The sequence below is a fragment of the Leifsonia sp. McL0627 genome (assembly GCF_058244615.1).
In genome coordinates, this window is record NZ_JBZCGM010000002.1 from 1371924 (window position 1) to 1390553 (window position 18630).

18 protein-coding genes are annotated in these 18630 nt (G+C 68.2%); 10 read left to right on the plus strand and 8 right to left on the minus strand.

What is annotated here, in order from left to right:
* Positions 1–3: 3 nt before the first annotated feature.
* Positions 4–1671, minus strand: a complete 1668-nt coding sequence (locus AC37TH_RS07210) for an ABC transporter substrate-binding protein (RefSeq protein ID WP_490763652.1) — start codon at positions 1669–1671, stop codon at positions 4–6.
* A gap of 325 nt (positions 1672–1996) precedes the next feature.
* Here AC37TH_RS07210 and AC37TH_RS07215 point away from each other — a divergent pair, with 325 nt between their 5' ends.
* Positions 1997–2428: a hypothetical protein gene (locus AC37TH_RS07215; protein ID WP_490763653.1), complete on the plus strand. Its 432-nt coding sequence runs from the start codon at positions 1997–1999 to the stop codon at positions 2426–2428.
* A gap of 88 nt (positions 2429–2516) precedes the next feature.
* Here AC37TH_RS07215 and AC37TH_RS07220 read toward each other — a convergent pair whose 3' ends face one another.
* Entirely contained in the window at positions 2517–3614 is a 1098-nt protein-coding gene (locus AC37TH_RS07220) for a LacI family DNA-binding transcriptional regulator (protein ID WP_490763654.1), read from the minus strand.
* 82 nt (positions 3615–3696) lie between these two features.
* Here AC37TH_RS07220 and AC37TH_RS07225 point away from each other — a divergent pair, with 82 nt between their 5' ends.
* Both AC37TH_RS07225 and AC37TH_RS07230 read left to right on the plus strand, forming a co-directional pair.
* The gene (locus AC37TH_RS07225) at positions 3697–4404 is read left to right on the plus strand and encodes a PhzF family phenazine biosynthesis protein (RefSeq protein ID WP_490763655.1); all 708 of its coding nucleotides are present in this window, start codon (positions 3697–3699) and stop codon (positions 4402–4404) included.
* A complete protein-coding gene (locus AC37TH_RS07230; protein ID WP_490763656.1) occupies positions 4401–5318 on the plus strand; it encodes a Vgb family protein in 918 nt (305 codons plus the stop codon). The genes AC37TH_RS07225 and AC37TH_RS07230 overlap by 4 nt, the downstream gene beginning before the upstream one ends.
* 103 nt (positions 5319–5421) lie before the next feature.
* Here the strand turns inward: AC37TH_RS07230 and AC37TH_RS07235 are convergent, their stop codons facing one another.
* Genes AC37TH_RS07235 through AC37TH_RS07250 form a run of 4 tightly spaced genes read right to left on the minus strand, consistent with a single transcriptional unit; the run spans position 5422 to position 9772 of the window.
* Positions 5422–6915 (minus strand): catalase, encoded by a 1494-nt coding sequence (locus tag AC37TH_RS07235; protein WP_490763657.1) that lies wholly within the window; start codon positions 6913–6915, stop codon positions 5422–5424.
* A 13-nt stretch (positions 6916–6928) separates the two neighbouring features.
* On the minus strand, positions 6929–7375 hold the full coding sequence (locus AC37TH_RS07240; protein WP_490763658.1) for a Fur family transcriptional regulator: 447 nt from the start codon (positions 7373–7375) through the stop codon (positions 6929–6931).
* Between the two features lie 45 nt (positions 7376–7420).
* On the minus strand, positions 7421–9157 hold the full coding sequence (locus AC37TH_RS07245; RefSeq protein ID WP_490763659.1) for a cation:proton antiporter: 1737 nt from the start codon (positions 9155–9157) through the stop codon (positions 7421–7423).
* Between the two features lie 51 nt (positions 9158–9208).
* Positions 9209–9772: a TetR/AcrR family transcriptional regulator gene (locus tag AC37TH_RS07250; RefSeq protein ID WP_490763660.1), complete on the minus strand. Its 564-nt coding sequence runs from the start codon at positions 9770–9772 to the stop codon at positions 9209–9211.
* A gap of 138 nt (positions 9773–9910) precedes the next feature.
* On the opposite strand from AC37TH_RS07250, the gene AC37TH_RS07255 reads away from it, so the two are divergent.
* Entirely contained in the window at positions 9911–11395 is a 1485-nt protein-coding gene (locus tag AC37TH_RS07255) for an MFS transporter (protein ID WP_490763661.1), read from the plus strand.
* A 313-nt stretch (positions 11396–11708) separates the two neighbouring features.
* Here the strand turns inward: AC37TH_RS07255 and AC37TH_RS07260 are convergent, their stop codons facing one another.
* The gene (locus AC37TH_RS07260; RefSeq protein WP_490763662.1) at positions 11709–12044 is read right to left on the minus strand and encodes a hypothetical protein; all 336 of its coding nucleotides are present in this window, start codon (positions 12042–12044) and stop codon (positions 11709–11711) included.
* Here AC37TH_RS07260 and AC37TH_RS07265 point away from each other — a divergent pair.
* Positions 12037–12162: a hypothetical protein gene (locus AC37TH_RS07265; protein WP_490763663.1), complete on the plus strand. Its 126-nt coding sequence runs from the start codon at positions 12037–12039 to the stop codon at positions 12160–12162. The two genes, AC37TH_RS07260 and AC37TH_RS07265, sit on opposite strands and share 8 nt — an antisense overlap.
* 7 nt (positions 12163–12169) lie before the next feature.
* On the opposite strand, the gene AC37TH_RS07270 is transcribed toward AC37TH_RS07265, so the two are convergent.
* Positions 12170–12856 carry a GntR family transcriptional regulator gene (locus AC37TH_RS07270; protein WP_490763664.1) on the minus strand — a complete coding sequence of 229 codons (687 nt, stop codon included), beginning with the start codon at positions 12854–12856 and terminating at the stop codon, positions 12170–12172.
* 241 nt (positions 12857–13097) lie between these two features.
* Between AC37TH_RS07270 and AC37TH_RS07275 the strand changes: the two genes are divergently transcribed.
* Genes AC37TH_RS07275 through AC37TH_RS07295 form a run of 5 tightly spaced genes read left to right on the plus strand, consistent with a single transcriptional unit; the run spans position 13098 to position 18629 of the window.
* Positions 13098–14372, plus strand: coding sequence for a Gfo/Idh/MocA family protein (locus AC37TH_RS07275; protein WP_490763665.1), 1275 nt, complete (start codon positions 13098–13100; stop codon positions 14370–14372).
* A 54-nt stretch (positions 14373–14426) separates the two neighbouring features.
* Entirely contained in the window at positions 14427–15671 is a 1245-nt protein-coding gene (locus tag AC37TH_RS07280; protein ID WP_490763666.1) for an extracellular solute-binding protein, read from the plus strand.
* A gap of 59 nt (positions 15672–15730) precedes the next feature.
* Positions 15731–16684, plus strand: a complete 954-nt coding sequence (locus tag AC37TH_RS07285) for a carbohydrate ABC transporter permease (protein ID WP_490763667.1) — start codon at positions 15731–15733, stop codon at positions 16682–16684.
* The gene (locus AC37TH_RS07290; RefSeq protein WP_490763668.1) at positions 16681–17550 is read left to right on the plus strand and encodes a carbohydrate ABC transporter permease; all 870 of its coding nucleotides are present in this window, start codon (positions 16681–16683) and stop codon (positions 17548–17550) included. The genes AC37TH_RS07285 and AC37TH_RS07290 overlap by 4 nt, the downstream gene beginning before the upstream one ends.
* Before the next feature lie 56 nt (positions 17551–17606).
* Entirely contained in the window at positions 17607–18629 is a 1023-nt protein-coding gene (locus tag AC37TH_RS07295) for an NAD-dependent epimerase/dehydratase family protein (RefSeq protein WP_490763669.1), read from the plus strand.
* Position 18630 lies beyond the last annotated feature (1 nt).

Here is an 18630-nt window from a genome sequence, read left to right on the forward strand (position 1 = left end):
GGCCTACTCACCGTCCTTCCTGAGTTTGAGATGCGTGAACACGAGCAGCGGGGTCTGGTCGTAGGTCTGCGGAGGCGCATACGGGTTCTTGGCGTCCGGCCAACCGGTGAACTTGGCGTCGTTGTAGAGACCCCAGCTTCCGCCGTAGTAGAGGCCGATCACGGGGAGCTGGTCGAAGACGACACGCTGCAGCTCGTGGCTGAGCTTCAGGCGTCCGGCTTCGTCCGTCGTCACCTTGTACTCCTGCAGCAACTCGTCGGTGGCCGGATCGCTGTAGCGCTCGAAGTTGCTGGCCGTGGCCTTGCCGATCGGGGTGGCGAACTCGCTGGAGAGCAGGCCGTTGAAAGCCTGGAAGATGATGCCGCCTCCCATGCCGCCCATCGCGACCTGGAAGTCGCCGTTCTGGATGGCCGCCTGGTAGCCCGGCGGCTGCGGCTGCTTGATCGACACGTCGATGCCGAGGGCGCTGAGCTCCTTGCGGACCTCCTGCACGGCGCGGAGCCAGTCCGAGTACCCGTTCGCGGTGGTGATGGAGAAGGCGAACTGCTTGCCGGACGCATCCACCAGCTTGTCGCCCTGCTTGGTGTATCCGGCACGGGCGAACGCTTCGAGGGCCGCTGCGGTGTTCTGCGCGATGATCCCCTGATCAGGGATGCTCGGGTCGAGCTCGCTCTGCTGGTTCGGCAGCATGAGGCCGGTCTGTCCTGCAGCCTTCAGGTAGCCCTCGGTGGCGGAGTCGGCGATCTTCTCCTTGTCGAGCGCGAGGGCGATGCCGCGGCGCACATCCACGTTGTCGAACGGCTTCATCGTGAGGTTGGGCATGAGGCTGATGACGCCGGCCGGCGGGAACCAGTACTTGTTGTTCTTGTTCGCCCCGACCCAGGTGCCCTGCACATCGCTCATGAAGGCGTACGCCCAGTCGAAGCCCTTGGTCGCGATGTCGAGCTCGCTGGTGGAGGCGGGGAGCACGAGGTGCTTGACCTCCACCTTGTCGGCCTGCCAGTACGACTCGTTCTTGTCCATCGTGTATTGCTGCGAGGAGAAGTTGCCGAGGGTATACGGGCCGGTGCCGACCGGGTTCGGGTCGCGCCAGGTGCCCGGGTCCTTGATGTCCTTCCAGATGTGCTGGGGAACGATCAGTGTCTGGGAGATGATGTCGGACGCGGGGGCGTCGGCCTCCTTGAGGTGCACGATCAGGTGATCGCCCTGCACCTCCAGGGTCTTGATGTGCTGCCAGGCGCCCTTGAGGTCGAGCGTCGGGAACTTCTTGATCAGGTCGAGCGTGAACTTCACGTCCTGGACGGTGAACGGCTTGCCGTCCGACCAGGTCGCACCGCTGCGGATCGTGTAGTCGATCGTCTGCGGATTCGGCAGATCGATCTTCGACGCGAGCCAGGGCGTTCCCTTGCCGTCGAGCACGTTGATCACCACGAGCGGCTCGTAGATATAGCTCGAGGCCGCTCGCTTGTTCACGAGGTACGGGTTGAAGTTGCGCTCCATCATCGGAGTGCCTTTGTCTGCGGCCAGCAGCATCGTGTCCGCCGGGATCGACGGGTCCTGCTGACTCTGGATCTTGATGCTGCAGCCCGAGAGGGCGAGAGCGGCCGCGGCCAGCGTCGCGAGCATCGCGAGTCCCCGGCGGCGGGTGCCGGTGTGTTTCGTGTGCGTCATTGCCACCATCCTTGCTTGGTACGCGGACCACTGTAAGCGCATACATTCATTTATGCAAGGTGAGAAAGCCTGAATGAATCCCAGAAACCCCCCAAAATGGGGTCCGCACTATAGAGGACAGGCGGCTATAGTCGGGGTACACCACCGGCTTCCCGAAAAGTCGATCGTGGCTTCCCGGCACCGTCGGGAGGGCTTTACCCGCTTCGTCTGTCGATGCGGTGCATGGGGGAACGTGCTTAGGACCGCGGCTTCCGTGACCCGTCTGCGGGCGTGACCGCTAATGGAAAGTACCCGAACTTCCATGTACAACACTCTAGATACACCTGTGCCCGCACCCCTTCTGTCCGTCGTCGACGACGTCGAACCCGGTCGCTGGATCGCCATCTCCTCCCTCGACGCAACCCGTGGCGTCGGCGTGGCGAGCGGCGTCTCCGTCGAACGGCTGACCGCCGCTCTGTTCCCGGTGCTCCCGATCAGCGCCGACACCGCCACCCCGCTCGTCGCCTGGCTCGCCGACCCCTCGGACGACGCCAGCATCGACGCGTTCTACACCGTCCAGGGCACTGCCCGCGATGCGGAGCGCCGCTCGTTCGAGATGCTGAGCCTCGCTGCCCTGCCCGACGACGTGTGGCACGCCGTGGATGCGGTGATCACCGTCGACGCGCCGGAGGACTTCGTGTTCTTCGTCTGCGTCGGAGGGCGCGAGCCGCACACCGTCGTCGACCTCCTGCGCGAGCGGGTCGTCCTCGCCGCCTAACCCCGCCCCCAAGCAATCGAGTCGGGACTTATGTACGCGACACGCCCGCGTGTCGCGTACATAAGTCCCGACTCGATTGCCTGGAGGGTCAGGCGGGCTCGGAGCTCTCGCGGAGGTAGACCTCGACGGGCAGGCGCACCGAGCCGGCCGGACGGTCGGGGTCGGCGAGGCGCCGGACCAGCAGCTGGACCGCCGCGCGGCCGAGCAGCTCCATCGGCTGCTTCACGGTGGTGAGCCTCGGCGTCGAGAGGCGCCCGGCGTCGATGCCGTCGAAGCCGGTCACCATCAGGTCGCGCGGCACCTCGACGCCGCCGATGCGCGCGGCGTCGATCACGCCGAGGGCCATCTGGTCGTTGGCGCAGACCACCGCGCGCGGCAGCTCGCCGGCGGCTAGCAGTTCGCGACCGGCCCTGCGGCCGCCGTCGCGGGTGAAGTCTCCGCGGTATTCCGGCGCGTCCGGGACCGGGAGTCCGCGGTCGGCGAGCGCAGAGCGGTAGCCGTCCCAGCGCTCGGCGTCGTCGGGGGAGTCGAGACTGCCGGCGACGTACGCCAGGTCGCGCACGCTCAGATCGTCGATGAGATGGCCGACGAGGGCGCGCATCCCTTCGGCGTTGCTGACGGAGACGTGGTCGAAGCCGTCGCCGATGCTCGCCCCGGCCATCACCACGACCGGGATGCGGCGGGCGAGCTGGGCGAGTTCGTCGTCGCTGGCACTCCCCGCCAGTACCACGAGGCCGTCGACCCTCCCTGCCATGTCGCGGACCGTCTCCGCCGACGTCGAGCCCCGGCCGACGCCGACCAGCAGCACGAAGCCGTTCCGCCACGCCTCCAGCTCACTGCCGCGGAGCACCTCGTCGAAGTACAGGTTGAGCTGCCGGGTGTCTGCCACACCGCCGACATCCCGGATGATCGTGGTGCGCCCGGCGTCCGCGTCGTCCAGCGGGAGGTCGGAGATGTCGTCCATCGCATCCAGGCCGGGGAAGAACAGCCCGAGCACGCCGGTCTTGTTGGCGGCGAGACCGCGGGCGGCTCCGCTCGGGACGTAGCCGAGCGCCTCCACGGAGGCCTGAACGCGCTCGCGCGTCGCCTCCTTCACGGTCTCCGGACGGCTGAACACGCGCGACACCGTCGCGATCGACACACCGGCGTGCGTCGCGACGTCGTAGACGGTCGGATTCCGGCCCATGTATGCGCTTCCTCACTGCTTCGAGCACCCCCACTATACGCACGGGCATCCGCGCGCGCCTGGTTCGTGGGAGGCTGAGTGCATGGACGAATCGATCGAAGTAGTGGTGGTCCGCGTCTTCACGGACGACCGTGGCGCGAACGGAAACGAGCTGGGCATCGTGCGCAGCTCGCCGGTGACGGCGGGACGCGAGCAGGCCATCGCCTCGGCGCTCGGCTTCAGCGAGACGGTGTTCCTCGACGCGCTGAGCGAGGACGGCGAACTGGGCCGCGTCGCGACCATCCGCATCTTCACCCCGGCCTCCGAGCTGCCGTTCGCCGGGCACCCCAGCGTCGGCACCGCGTGGTGGCTCGGCGAGCAGGGCACTCCGATCACGATGCTGCGCGAACCGGCCGGCATCGTCGATGTCACATACGGTTCGGAGGACGAGCCGACCTGGATCACCGCGGAGGCCGAATGGGCGCCTGCCTTCCAGTGGCTGCCGCTGGAGTCGCCGGAGGACGTGGAGGCGCTCGACGCATACGCGTTCACCGACGGTCAGCACTACGCGTACGCCTGGATCGACGAGTCCGTGGCTCACCTGCGCGCGCGGATGTTCGCCCCGGCGATGGGCATCGTCGAAGACGAGGCGACGGGCGCCGCCGCCATTGCACTGACCGCGCGCCTCGGGCGCGACCTGCGCATCTCCCAGGGCGAAGGCTCCGAGCTCGTCACCGCGATCGAGGGCGACGACCGGATCGCGGTCGGCGGACGCACGGTGTACGACCGCACGATCAGCGCAACGCTGTGACAGCGGAGCACGGAGCGGCCGCGGCGCGCGTGAATGTGGTCGAGCATCCCGTCGGGGAGCCGGGCGAAGGCCCGTACGCCGTCGCCGTCACCCGAGACGGCGGCGTCTGGTTCACCCTGGTGCACGGGGGACGCGTCGGCCGTCTCTCTCCGGACGGCACGGTGGCCTACCTGTCGCTCGGCGACGGATCACAGCCGTCCCTCCTCGCGGCGGCCACCGAGTCGACCGTCTGGGTGACCGACAGCACCGGCAACAGGCTCGTGCACCTCGGGGTGCGGGATGCGGTGATCGACCTGATCGGCGAGGTCGCCGTGCCGACACCGGATGCGCAGCCGTTCGGCGTCGTCGCCCTCGACGACGGCACCGCGTGGTTCACCGAGCTCGGCGCCGACGCGCTCGGCCGCATCGACATCCTCGGCAGGGTGGAGGAGTTCCCGGTCGGCCGCGCCGGATCGTTCGTGTCGATGATCGCGACGACGGGCGACAGCATCTGGTTCACCCTCAACGCCGCAGGGCTCGTCGGCCATGTGCGGGGCGGGGATGCGGCGATCGCGTTCACCGAGCTGCCCGGCGACCCGTCCGGTCCTGTCGGCATCGCCGTGGCCGCGGACGGCGCCGTGTGGGTCGCGCAGATCCTCGGGGACGCGCTTGCGCGCATCCATCGGGGTGCACTCACCGAGGTGAAGCTCGCGCACGGATCCAAGCCGCACGCGGTCGCTGCGGACGACGACGGAGGCGCCTGGGCGACGCTGTGGGGGTCGAACCAGCTCGCGCACGTCAGCGCCGCTGGCGACCTCGCTCTCCACGACCTGCCGACCCCGGACTCCGAGCCGCACGGCCTGGCCGTCGCGCCCGACGGCACCGTCTGGGTCGCCCTCGAATCCGGCGCGCTCGCGGAGGTCATCCCCGGCTGACCCGGCGGCGCGCTCTCTCCCGCCCCAACAACGAGTGGTCCCGAATCGCCGTGCGCGCCAGTGGCGGCGCGGCCATTCGGGACCACTCGATCGTTGCGGTGGGCTAGCCGGCGACGCCGACGTACTCGGCGGACTCGTCCGGGGTGGACGTGCCGGAAGCCAGGTTGGCGCGGAGCGCGGCGCCGAGCGTCGCATCCACGTTGGTCCAGTACTGGATGGCGCGCTCGCGGATCTCTGCATCCTTCACGCCGCCGACGGCTCCCGTGATGGTCTCCAGGAAACGCTCCTTGGCCGCTGCGTCGTAGACGTCGCGATAGAGCGTTCCGGCCTGGCCGAAGTCGGAGTCCTCAGCGTGCAGGGTCGCGGCCGAGCGCACCAGGGCGCCGTCCGACTCCCACGAGCCCTCACCGGCGCGAGCGGCGTCCGCCACGGGGCCGCCCTTCGAGTTGGGGGCGTAGACCGGAGCGGACGCCGGCTTGAAGCCGTGCCGGGTCGCGCCATCCTGCGAGTAGTTGTGCACCGGGGCGACCGGCGCGTTGACCGGAAGCTCGTTGTAGTTCGTGCCCACGCGGTATCGCTGGGCGTCCGGGTAGGAGAACACGCGCGCCATCAGCATCTTGTCCGGGCTGATGTCGACGCCGGGGACCGTGTTGGCCGGCGAGAACGCCGCCTGCTCGATCTGGGCGAAGAAGTTCTCCGGGTTGGTGTTCAGCGTGTGCACGCCGACCTCGATCAGCGGGTAGTCGCTGTGCGGCCACACCTTGGTGAGATCGAACGGGTTGAAGCGGTACGTCTTCGCATCCTCGTACGGCATGACCTGCACGGAGACCTTCCAGGCGGGGAAGTGACCGCGCTCGATCGCCTCGTAGAGGTCGCGGCGGTAGTAGTCGGCGTCCGCACCGGCGATGGCCTCCGCCTCCGCGCCGTGCATCTCCTCGTTGCCCTGCAGGGCGTGGAAGTGGTACTTGACCCAGAACTTCTCACCGGCGGCGTTGATCCACTGGTAGGTGTGCGAGCCGTAGCCGGGCATGTGCCGCCACGAGCGAGGGATGCCGCGGTCGCCCATCAGGTATGTCACCTGGTGCGCAGACTCGGGGGACAGGGTCCAGAAGTCCCACTGCATGTCCGCATCGCGCAGGCCGGAGCCCGGCAGGCGCTTCTGTGAGTGGATGAAGTCGGGGAACTTGATGCCGTCGCGGATGAAGAACACCGGGGTGTTGTTGCCGACGATGTCGTAGTTGCCCTCGGAGGTGTAGAACTTCACCGAGAATCCGCGCACGTCGCGCCAGGTGTCCGGGGAGCCCTGCTCGCCGGCGACGGACGAGAACCGCTGGACGGTCTCGGTGCTGGTGCCGGGCTGGAAGACGGCGGCCTTCGTGTACGCCGTCACGTTGCCGGTGACGACGAACGTGCCGAACGCTCCGCCGCCCTTGGCGTGGACGATCCGCTCCGGGATGCGCTCGCGGTTGAACTGCGCGAGCTTCTCCACCAGGTAGCGGTCGTGCAGCGCGGTGACGCCGTTCTCTCCCGCGGTCAGCGAGTGTGCGTCGCTGCCGACCGGGCTTCCGGTCTGGCTGGTCGTGTAGTTCTCCGACATTCGTTCTCCTTCGTCACTCGACGTGCGACGGGGCTTTCGCCGCACGCTCCTGGCAGGACGGGCACAGCCCCCAGAACGTCACCTCGGCCGTGCTCACCGCGAAGCCGGACGCATCCGACGGGGTGAGGCACGGCGCGTGGCCGACGACGCAGTCCACATCGGCGACGGCGCCGCACGAGGTGCAGACGATGTGGTGATGGTTGTCGCCGATGCGCCGCTCGTACAGCGCAGGCGAGCCTGCCGGCTCGATGCGCCGGAGGAGTCCGGCGTCCGTCAGGTCGCCGAGAACGTTGTGCACGTTCTGGATCGACGTGCCGGGAAGCGCGTCGATCACACTCCGGAAGACGGCGTCTGCGTTCGCGTGGGGATGCGTGGCGAGGGTCCCGAGGACCGCGAGGCGGCCCGTCGTGACCCGCAGCCCGGAGGCGCGCAGTGCGCTTTCGAGCTGTGCCGTGTCCATTCGACGAGCCTAGCCTGTTTTGAATGATTCAAAAAATGCTGGCATTCAGTGCCGCACGTTGCGGGACTGCAGCCTGGTCTCCTCCAGGTCGAGCATCGACTCGGCCTCGGCCAGGATGCGCGACGGGTACGCTCCGCGGGTTCGCTCCAGGAGCAGCCTGTCGCGCTCGGCGTCCACGACCGCGAGTCGCAGCGTGCGGTAGAGCTGGTGCGGCCTGCTGTCGGCCGGGATGTCGTTGAGCACGATGCGCTCCCAGGCGGCCTCGGCGCGCAGATATGACGACTGGCGGACCCGCTCGACCACCTCCGGGTCGATCGGATCGGTCGCGCCGACGGCTCCTTCCGGGTCGTCGAGCACCGCCAGACCGTCGTTGCTCAGGTCGTCGAGCAGGTGGGCGAGCTGCTGCCTGTCCGAGCGGGTGTCGATGCCCTCGATCTTGAGGAGGCGGATCAGCCAGGGCAAGGTTCCGCCCTGCACGACGAGGCTCACCACCGCGACCGTGAACGCGATCAGGATGAGCTGAGGCCGGTACGGGATGCTGCCGTCGTTCGGCAAGGACTGGGCGGCCGCGAGGGTGACCACCCCGCGCATCCCCGACCAGCCGAGCACGATGCCGCCGCGCCAGTCGATGTCCTCCTGGCGGAGTTGCTCCAGGTCGGCTCTGCGCCGCGCATACCGGACTTCGAGCCGCTGCTTGCGGAAGGCCTCGCGTCTGGAGCGCACCGGATGGTCGCGGAAGTAGCTGATCATCAGCCACTCCTTGAAGGTGGCCTTCTCCGCGCGCCGCGCGCGTTGTCGCAAAGCGAGGACGAGCGGGCCGATCAGGATGAACCGGATGATCACGAGCGCGAGAGTCGCGAGCAGGCCGATGCCGACCGCATCCCAACCGCTCAGCACCTCGGGGTCGACATCGCCGACCAGCGTGCGGATCTCCAGACCGATGAGCAGGAAGACGCCGTTCTCCAGCAGGAACTGGATGGTGCGCCAGTTGATCTTGTCGCTGATCCTCGCCTGCGCCGTAAAGTGCCTCGGTGCTGCGTGCCCGGTGTAGAGGCCGGCGATCACGACCGCGAGCACGCCGGAGCCGTGCGCGGCCTCCGTCGGCATGAAGGCGGCGAACGGGACCACGATCGACAATGCGGTGTCGAGCACGGGGTCGTGCAGCTTCGAGCGCACCCAGACGGAGATGAAACCGACGACGACGCCGATGACGATGGCGATCACCACCGCTGAGAAGAAGTCGAACACTCCTGCCCACGGTGTCGCGAGCGCTCCGACGGCGGCGGCGATGGCCGTGCGGAGCAGCACCAGCGCGGTCGCGTCGTTGACGAGGCCCTCGCCTTCGAGAACGGTCAGGAGGCGCGGGGGGAGACCGAGCTTGCGCCCGATCGAGGTCGCGGCTACTGCATCCGGAGGGCTGATGATGGCACCGAGCGCGATGGCGGCGGCGAGGTTGAGGTCGGGCAGGACGGTGTAGAGCATGAACCCGGCCGCGAACGCCGTGATGACGACCAGGATGACCGAGAGTCCGGCGATCGGCGCGAGATTTCGCCGGAAATCGGTGAGCGGAACGCTGATGGCCGCCGCATACAGGATGGGAGGGAGCAGCCCGTCGAGGATGATCTCGTGCGGCACTTCGATCTCGGGGACGCCGGGGAGGTAGGACAACCCGACGCCAACCACGACCAGGATGATGGGGGCCGCGACCCCCAGTTTCTTGGAGAACGCGGCCACGCCGACGATCACAGAGACAGCGATCACCGCGTAGAGGCCGAGTTCCATATATCCAATCCTAGAGGCTACCTGCGCAGTCGTCGGTCGGTGGTTACCCGGTCAGCGCGCGCGCAAGCCGTCCATCGCGATCGCGATCACTCTGTCCCTCTGCGCATCGTCGTCGAAGGCGACGCTCGCGATGCCGGAGATCATGCGGACCACATCCTGGATCTGGGCATCGTCGCGCATCTCGCCGGCGGCCTTGGCGCGCTCGAGCAGCGGCTCTCCCGCGTCGTAGAGCGACGTGCGGCAGGTGAGCAGAACGGGGGAGTCCTTGTTGAGGCCGTCGACCAGGGCCTTCTTGGTTCCGATGTAGCTGACGAACCGGCGCACCCAGGTCTCGACGGCGGCCCACGGTTCGAGGGACGCCGCGTTCTGGGCGGCCTGGACCACCGCATCCACTTCGTCGACGTAGACGGCCTCGACCAGGGCGTCTCTGGTGGGGAAGTTGCGGTAGAGGGTGCCGATGCCGACCTCGGCGCGGCGCGCGATGTCTTCGAGCGATGCGCTGGTGCCGTTGGCCGCGAACGCCTCGCGCGCGGCGGCGAGCAGCGCGTCGAAGTTTCGGCGGGCATCCGCGCGCTGCGGACGCGTCGCCGCGACGGTCGGGGTGGTGCTGGCCAAGTTTCTTCCTTCAGAGGGTTGCAAAACGGAGGGGCCCTCCGCTACTGTCATTAAGCGGAGGCTTCCTCCGATCGGAGCCAGCCTCCATTCTAGCCGATTTCTGCCTCGGCAACACCCCATCGAGAACGGAAGAACTCAATGTCTCGAACCAGTCCCAGCCTCACCTTCGCCGTCCTGGCGCTGAGTGCGGGCTCCTTCGCCACACTGCAATCCCTCGTCGTCCCCGTCCTGCCCGTCATCCAGACCGACCTCGGCACCACGACTGCCGGCGTCACCTGGACCATGACCGCCTGGCTGATCTCCGCCGCTGTCGCCACCCCGCTGCTCGGCCGGGTGGGGGACATGGTCGGAAAGCGCCGCATCCTGGTTCTCGCCCTCCTCGCCGTGGCGCTCGGCAGCGTCATCGCCGCGGTCGCGCCGACCATCGGCGTGCTGATCGGCGCGCGCATCATCCAGGGCCTCGGCGGCGCGATGTTCCCGCTCGCGTTCGGGATCATCCGCGACGAGTTCCCCGCGCACCGCCTGCCGTCCGCCATCGGCGCCATGGCCTCCATTATCGCCATCGGCAGCGGACTCGGCACCGTGCTCGCCGGACCATTGGCCGACGTGCTCAGCTGGCGCGGCCTGTTCCTCGTGCCGGCCGTATTCACCGTCGCGGGCGCCGTGCTCGCGATGCTGATCATCCCCGAATCGCCCACCCGCGCGGCCGGAGGGGTCAACCCGTGGTCGGCCGTGCTGCTCTCCGGCTGGCTCGTCGCCCTCCTGCTCCCGCTCAGCACGGGCGCGCAGTGGGGCTGGGGGTCTCCGGCGGTCGTGGGGCTGCTGGTGCTCGCCGCTTTGCTGCTGGCCGGCTGGATCGTGGTGGAGCTGCGCTCGCGCACCCCGCTGGTCGACATGCGGCTGATGCGCGAGCACGGCGTGTGGACGATGAACGCCGCTGCCGTCTTCATCGGCGCCTCCATGTTCGCGGTGTTCGCGTTCTTCCCGCGCTTCGTGCAGACACCGGTCTCCACGGGCTACGGGCTCGGCGCGTCCGTCGCCGAATCGGGGATGCTGATGCTCCCGATGCTCGTCACGATGGCCATCACCGGCTTCCTCAGCGGACCGCTCGCCCGCTGGATCGGCTTCCGCGTGCAGATCGTGATCGCCGCCGGGCTGATGGCGCTCGCCGGCGTCTCGCTCGGAGTGCTGCACGGCAGCCTCGTAGAGGTGTCCGTCGCCTCCGGAGTGTTCGGGATCGGCCTCGGCCTGGTCTACGCGGCCATCACCAGCGTGGTCGTGCAGAGTGTCCCCGCCACGCAGACCGGCGTGGCCAGCGGGATGAACGCCAACCTGCGCACCGTCGGCTCGGCGATCGGCGCCGCCGTGATGACGGCGCTGGTCACCGGCTCGACAGCCGCGGATGGCCTCCCGACCGAGGCCGGATACAGCGAGGGCTTCGTGGTGGCCGGGCTGCTCTCGGCCGGAGCGCTCGTGGTGACCGTGGTCGCGATCGTGCTCATGCGCTCGCCGCGTGCGGACGCGGCGCTCGCGCCTGCAGACCCCGCAGTGCCCGCGCTCGTGGCGCCGACGGCGCTCGTCCCCGCCGACGCCCCCGAGCCAGAACTCGTCCCCGCCGCCTGACCCCCCCTGACAATCGAGCCCGCAGTTTCTCCCGCTCTGAGACGTTCTGAGCGGGAGAAACTGCGGGCTCGATTGCGTCGAGCGGGCGGGTGCGACACTGGAGGTGGGGGCGAGCGAGCGGGAGCGGAGGCGAGAGGCGCTGATGGGTGTTTTCGGCAGGGGCCGGCCGTCGCGGAGGGCGGACATGCGTCCGTTCGACGGCAGCGCGCTCGAGTCGCCGAAGCCGACCACGCTGGCGCATGCGCTCGAGGAGGGGCTACTCATCGCCGACTACGCCGTGCGCATGGCGGTGCGCAACCGGATGATGACCGAACTACTCACGACCGACCGTGCGTTCGACGCCGGGCACTTCGCCGACGTCGCGCGAGAGGCCGTGCTGCGGCTCGCCGACGAGTCGGAGGCGTCGGAGGCGCGGATCGTCCGCGAGCAGGCCTGGGCCGAGGTCCAGGATGGCCGCGCTGAGCACACCCACGACTACCGCACGGCCGACTCGCTCAACCTCCGCAGGCGCGAGGCGCTCGCGCAGGCGACGGCCAGGTCGTTGCGGGCCCGCGCCGCCGACGAGGAGTACCTTCGCCAGGATCGTCGAGGAGTCGCGGCTGGAGGCATGGCGGGAGCTGTCCGGCGTCGTCGAGGAGACCGTGCGCATCCAGTCGATCGGCGGCGAGGATCGGGGCAAGCCGCAACGACTGGATGCGTTGCGCGCCGACATCGCTGCGCTGCGGAAGTCGCGTACGGCGCGGGCGGCGCGGAAGAAGCGGCGCTAGGCGGTCGTCAGCGCGCGGCGGGCGGGTGCTCGTCGCCCTCCGCGTTCGTTGTGATGCGTGCTGCGGCGATCTCGACGTGGGCGGCCATCGCCTCGGCCGCACGGGCCTGGTCGCCGCTGGCCAGCGCATCCACCAGGGCGTCGTGGGAGCGGGCGTGCGCGACGAGCTCGTCGGGGGCGAGGCTGGCGTTCGCGGCGCGCAGGAAGCCGTTGATCCTGCTGCGCAGCTGGGACGCGATGGTCAGGAGGGTGCGGTTGTCCGCCATCTCCCAGAGGGTCTCGTGGAAGCGGCGGTCGAGGGCGAACATCGTGTCGATGTTCTTACGTTCGGCAGCGGCGACCATGGAGTCGACGATCTTGCGCAGCTGCGTCTCCGTCTTGGGGGTCCAGGTCTGCTGCACGCGCTGGGCGACGTACTGCTCCAGCACGATGCGCAGGCTGGAGATCTCCGCGAGCTCTTTGTCCGTGAGCAGTGCGACGCGGGCTCCGCGGCGCGGGGTCCGCTCGATCAGGCCCTCCTCGGCGAGCTTCGCGAGGGCTTCCCTGACCGGAATGTGGCTGACGCCGAGGCGATCGGCGAGTTTGCGTTCGACCAGGCGCTCGCCGGGCTCGAACGTGCCGTTCTGAATCGCCTCGCGCAGTTCGTCGGCCACCTTCGCCGAGATGTTCCTGTCGGAAACGCTCCCGAGTGTCATCGCTCTCCTCTGTGGCGGCCATTCGTGCGACCCACCGTGATCGTGCTTTGCTACAAGCTATAGGACGCAAGGATGGAATCGCGCGAATCGTGTCGGCGCCAGCTCTTTGTTTCGAACGGGTAAATCTTCCGCCCCGAAGTTTTCATTTGCTACATGCTATAGCAATAATGCTATCGTGGGAGCGTTCGACGGCGAACCCTCCCGGGCACAGCCGCAGCAACGAAGAGAAGGCCTAGGAGCGATGGAAGACACCCCAGAGACCACCCGACCCGTGCGCATCGCGCTGATCGGCGCTGGCAACAGGGGGCAGTCGTACACGCGCTGGATCCACGCCAACCCCGAGCGGGCGCGCCTGGTCGCCGTCGCGGACCCGAGGCCGTTCCAGCGGGAGATCGTGTCGCAGGGCGACCAGCGCATCCGGCAGTTCGACGATTGGCGCGAGCTGGTCACGCTGCCGGAACGCATCGCGGACATGGTGATCATCGCCACCCAGGACAGGCAGCACGTCGAACCGGCCATCGCCTGCGCCGAACGCGGATACGCCATCCTGATGGAGAAGCCGCTCGCCCCGACGGAGGAGGAGAGCAGGCGCATCGTCGACGCGGTCGAGGCCACCGGCGTGCTGTTCGGCGTCTGCCACGTGATGCGGTACATGCCGTACACCGACCTGGTGAAGAGCGTGGTCGACTCCGGTGTCCTGGGCGACATCGTCAACGTCCAGCACCTCGAACCGGTCGGCTGGTGGCATATGGCGCACTCCTACGTGCGCGGGCCGTGGCGCAGGGAGGACCTGGCCGCGCCGATGCTGCTCGCCAAGTCGAGTCACGACATCGACTGGATCAGGTACGTCACCGGAAAGCGCATCTCGACCGTCGCGAGCTTCGGTTCCCGCCACCACTTCCGGCACGAGAACCGCCCGGCAGAGGCGGCCGACCGGTGCCTGGACTGCCCGCTGCAGAACACCTGCCCGTATGCGGCGCAGAAGCTCTATTTCCCCGTGCTGCGCGATGAAGGCGCCGTCTGGCCGGTCACCGTCATCACCGACGACGCCACGGAGGCCGGTGTGACAGAGGCGCTCAGGACGGGACCGTACGGGGTCTGCGTCTACGCGGCGGACAACACAGTCGTCGACAACCAGGTCGTCGCCATCCAGTTCGAGGACGGCGCGGCAGGCACCTTCGTGATGACGGCGTTCAGCGAGCAGGAGCACCGCAAGACCCAGCTCTTCGGGTCGCACGGGGTGCTCGACGGCGACGGCGAGCAGGTCAGGGTCACAGATTTCCGCACCGGAGAGTCCGTCGTCTACGAGACGGGACCGACTGGCGCGGCCAACGCCGGGGGAGACCACGGCGGAGGAGACGGCGGCGTCATGAACGCCTTCGTCGAGGCGGTCGCCACCGGCGATCCGTCGCACATCCGCTCCGGACCGCGAGAGTCGCTCGACAGCCACCTCGCCGTCTTCGCCGCAGAGCGGTCCAGACACCACGGCACCGTCGAATCCGTTCCCCGGGCCTGACAGCGTTCCACCCCACCCGAGCGACCTCGCGTCGCGCCACCGAGAAGGAGCAGCATGCGGTACAAGAGAATGATCACGGCCACCGCCGTGGCAGCAACGGCAGCGGTCGCTCTGGCCGGCTGCAGCGGAGGGTCGGGCCAGTCCGACTCCTCCAAGAAGACCGTCACCATGTGGATCTACCCGGTGATCGCGGACGAGACGGCTCACAAGGCCTTCTGGGACTCGACGATCAAGGCGTTCGAGGCGAAGCACAAGGACATCACGGTCAACTACGAGGTCTACCCGTGGGCGAACCGCGACGAGTCACTGGCGACGGCGATCGCGGCCGGCAAAGGCCCCGACCTGGTGTACCTCATCCCTGACCAGCTGTCGACGTACCAGAAGTCGATCGAGCCGATGGACTCTTACCTTCCGGCCGCCCAGAAGAAGGACATCCTCGACAACGTCACCGAGTCGATCACCATCGACGGCAAGCTGATGGCTGCGCCGATCCTGACGAGCGCCAACGCGCTGATGTGCGACGCCAAGGCGTTCGACGCCGCCGGCATCACCGAGTACCCGAAGACCTGGGACGACCTCGAGGCGCTCGCCCCGAAGTTCAAGGAGAAGGGCATCTACGTCACCAACTACTTCGGCTCCCCGGATGTGACGCTCAACATGACCTTCTACCCGCTGCTCTGGCAGGCGGGAGGCTCCGTGTACAACAAGGACGGCAGCAAGGTGGCGTTCGACAGCGCGGCGGGCGAGAAGGCGCTGAGCCTCATCTCCGGCTTCGCCAAGGACGGCTACATCGAGAAGGACCTCATCTCCACGATGCCGAGCCTCGAGCAGACTGCTCTCGCGACCAACAAGGTCGCGTGTACCTGGCAGTCCGGTCCGTCCGACGTCACGTCGTTCTGGGGTGCTGACTCGATCAAGATCCTGCCGCCGCTGACCGACAAGAAGTCGGTGTCGTACGGCACCGTCGGCTCGCTGGCGATGCTGAAGGGCTCGAAGGCGAAGGATGCGGCGGGCGAGTTCGCCTCGTTCGCCACGGACGCGGAGAACTCCAAGAAGTACGACCTCGCGTCGAACTTCTTCTCCCCGCTGAAGTCGACGGGTGAGCTCTATGCCGGCGACCCCATCCAGAGCGCGATCGAGAAGACGATCCCGACCAGCCGCGTCGGTGAACTGCAGCCGAGCGCACGCGCCGTGATGGGCGTGCTCGCACCGGAGATCCAGGCGGCGCTGCTCGGCACGAAGACGCCGCAGCAGGCGCTGAAGGACGCGGCAGCGGCCGCTCAGCCCCTCATCAAGTAACGAACCCTGTGCCCGGGGCGGGGAGCGATCCCCGCCCCGGGAACGGAGAAGGAAGACCCGTGACATCGACCAGACCGGCTCCGGCAGCGCCCCGACCTGCCGCCCAGCGCGAGACGCGGAGAGACCCCGACCGCCCACCTGGCCTGACCAAGCGCGTGCTGGCCAGGCGCGAGGCCCGCATCGGGCTGTTCTTCGTGCTGCCGGCGTTCCTGCTGTTCCTGGCGTTCCGCTTCGGTCCGGCCATCGCGGGCGTCGGGCTGAGCTTCTTCGACTACGACATCTCGGGCGAGCTCGACTGGAAGGGCGTCGGCAACTTCCAGCGGATGTTCGCCGACCCGGTGTTCTGGCAGGCGCTGCGCGTCACGCTCGTCTATGCCGTGCTCGCCGTGCCGATCTCTGTTGCGCTGTCGATCGCGATGGCGCTCGGCGTTCGCAGGGCGTTCCGCGGATCCCGGATCTTCCGGTCCGTCTTCTTCCTTCCGGTGATCACGTCCCTCGTGCTCGCCGGAGCGATCTTCAAGTGGATCTTCTCCAGCGACGGCCCGTGGTCGACGCTGATGACCCCGCTCGGCCTGGGCGGCTCGTGGCTGAACTCGACCGTGCTCGTCATCCCGGCGCTCGTGATCGTCGGCGTCTGGTCGCGGTTCGGCTACGGGATGCTCATCGTGGTCGCCGCGCTCCAGGATGTACCGCGAGAGCTCGAGGAGGCGGCGCTGATGGACGGCGCGAGCGCGTGGGCACGGTTCAAGTTCATCGTGTTCCCGCACCTCAAGCCGACGATCTTCTTCCTCGCGGTGATCGAGACCACGGCATCGTTCCAAGTCTTCGACCTGGTGTACGTGATGACCCAGGGCGGACCGGCGCACGGGAGCTACTCCCTCGTCTACATGCTCTACGACCAGGGCTTCAAGTACACCGACTACGGGTACGCCGCCGCCATCGGCGTCGCGCTCTTCGTCATGACACTCGTCGTCGCGCTCATCCAGCGCCGCGTGATCGGAAGGCAGAAATGACCACCGCGACCCAGCGCATCCCGCGCACTAGGCGCGCATACCGGGCGCTCGAACCGACGCGGCTCGGTCTGGTCGTCCGCTACATCTGGCTGACGGTCGCCGCCGTGGTCTGCTTCTTCCCCTTCTACGCGATGGTGATCCTCAGCCTGAAGCCCGGTCTCGCGGTCGACTTCCCGGCGAGCCTGATGCCGTGGAATCTGTCGACCTCGTCGTACGACCAGGTGCTCGGGAGTCAGAACATCCTGGTCTGGGTGGGCAACACGCTGATCTACGCCGTCGTGAGCGTCGTCGCGGTGCTCCTGCTCTCCGCCATGGCGGGCTACGCGTTCGCGAAGAAGCGGTTCCGCGGCAAGGAGACGATGTTCTGGTCGTTCCTCGCAATGGTGATGGTGCCGTTCCACGTCACGCTGATCCCGACGTTCATCGTGCTGGCCAAGCTCGGTGGCGTCGACACATACTGGGGCCTCATCCTGCCGACCCTCGCGAATGCGCAGGCGGTGTTCCTGATGCGCCAGTTCATCCAAGGTCTCCCCGACGAGCTGTTCGAGGCGGCCAGGATCGACGGAGCCGGCGAGTTCCGCATCTTCCTCACCATCGTGCTCCCGCTCTGCAAGCCGGTGCTCGCCACCCTCGGCATCTTCATCTTCCTCTGGCACTGGAACGACTTCCTCTGGCCGTTGATCATGGCGAAGAGCTCCGACATGTGGACCCTCACCGTCGGCGTTTCGTCGCTGCAGCAGCAGAACGTCCCGCTCAGCGTGATGCTGGCCGGGTCGGTCGTGGCGCTCGTCCCCATCTTCTTCGCCTATGCCGTCGCGCAGCGCTACGTGCAGGAGGGCGTCACCTCGGCAGGCATCAAGGGATGACGGGCCCCGCAGCAGGACAGCACGCAGCAGACCAGCCAGCAGCAGGAAAGGCAGCAATGTTCACCTCCGAGATCGAACTCGAAGACGCCCTCGCGACCCCGCGGCCGGAGCTGGTCGCCGACCTGGCGGAGTCGTCCGGCGACATCGTCATCCTCGGCGCCGGCGGCAAGATGGGGCCGAGCCTGTCGCGGCTCGCCCGCAACGCGCTCGACCAGGCCGGCCGTTCCTCCGACACGGTCTACGCGGTGTCGCGGTTCTCCGATCCGGCGGCCAGGGACGGCCTGGAGCAGAAGGGCGTGACGACGATTCCGTTCGACCTGCTCTCCGACGACGACTTCGCCGAGCTGCCGGATGCGCAGAATGTGGTGTTCATGGTCGGTGCGAAGTTCGGGGCGGCGACCAACGCATCCTGGGCGTGGGAGGTCAACGCCGCGTTGCCGGACCGGGTGGCGCGCCGCTACCGCGACAGTGCGATCACCGCGATGTCCACCGGGAACGTGTACCCGTTCGTGGCTCCGGCGAGCGGAGGGTCTGTCGAGTCGGACGCCCCGGCGCCGGTCGGCGAGTACGCGATGTCGTGCCTCGGCAGAGAGCGCGTGTTCGAGTTCGCGGCGCTGACCCGTGCCACGCCGGTCTCCATCGTGCGGCTCAACTACGCCGTCGACCTGCGCTACGGCGTGCTGTCGGACATCGCCTCCACCGTCCTCGCCGATGCGCCGGTGTCGTTGACCACGGGAACCGTGAACGTGGTCTGGCAGGGCTACGCGAACGAGGTCGTGCTCCGGTCGATGCGTCACGCGAGCGAGTCCGTCTTTACGGTGAACCTGACCGGGCCGGAGCAGCTCTCCGTCCGCTCGGTGGCAGAACGGTTCGGCGAGCTGCTCGACCGCGAGGTGCGGTTCGACGGGGCGGAGGCCCCGACCGCGCTGCTCAACAACGCCGGGCGGTGCTTCGAGCTGTTCGGCTACCCCTCCGTGCCGGCGGGCACCCTGGTCGAGTGGCAGGCGGACTGGCTCTCGCGGGGGCTCCCGACCTCGGGCAAACCGACAAAGTGGGCCGTCCGCGACGGGAGGTTCTGAG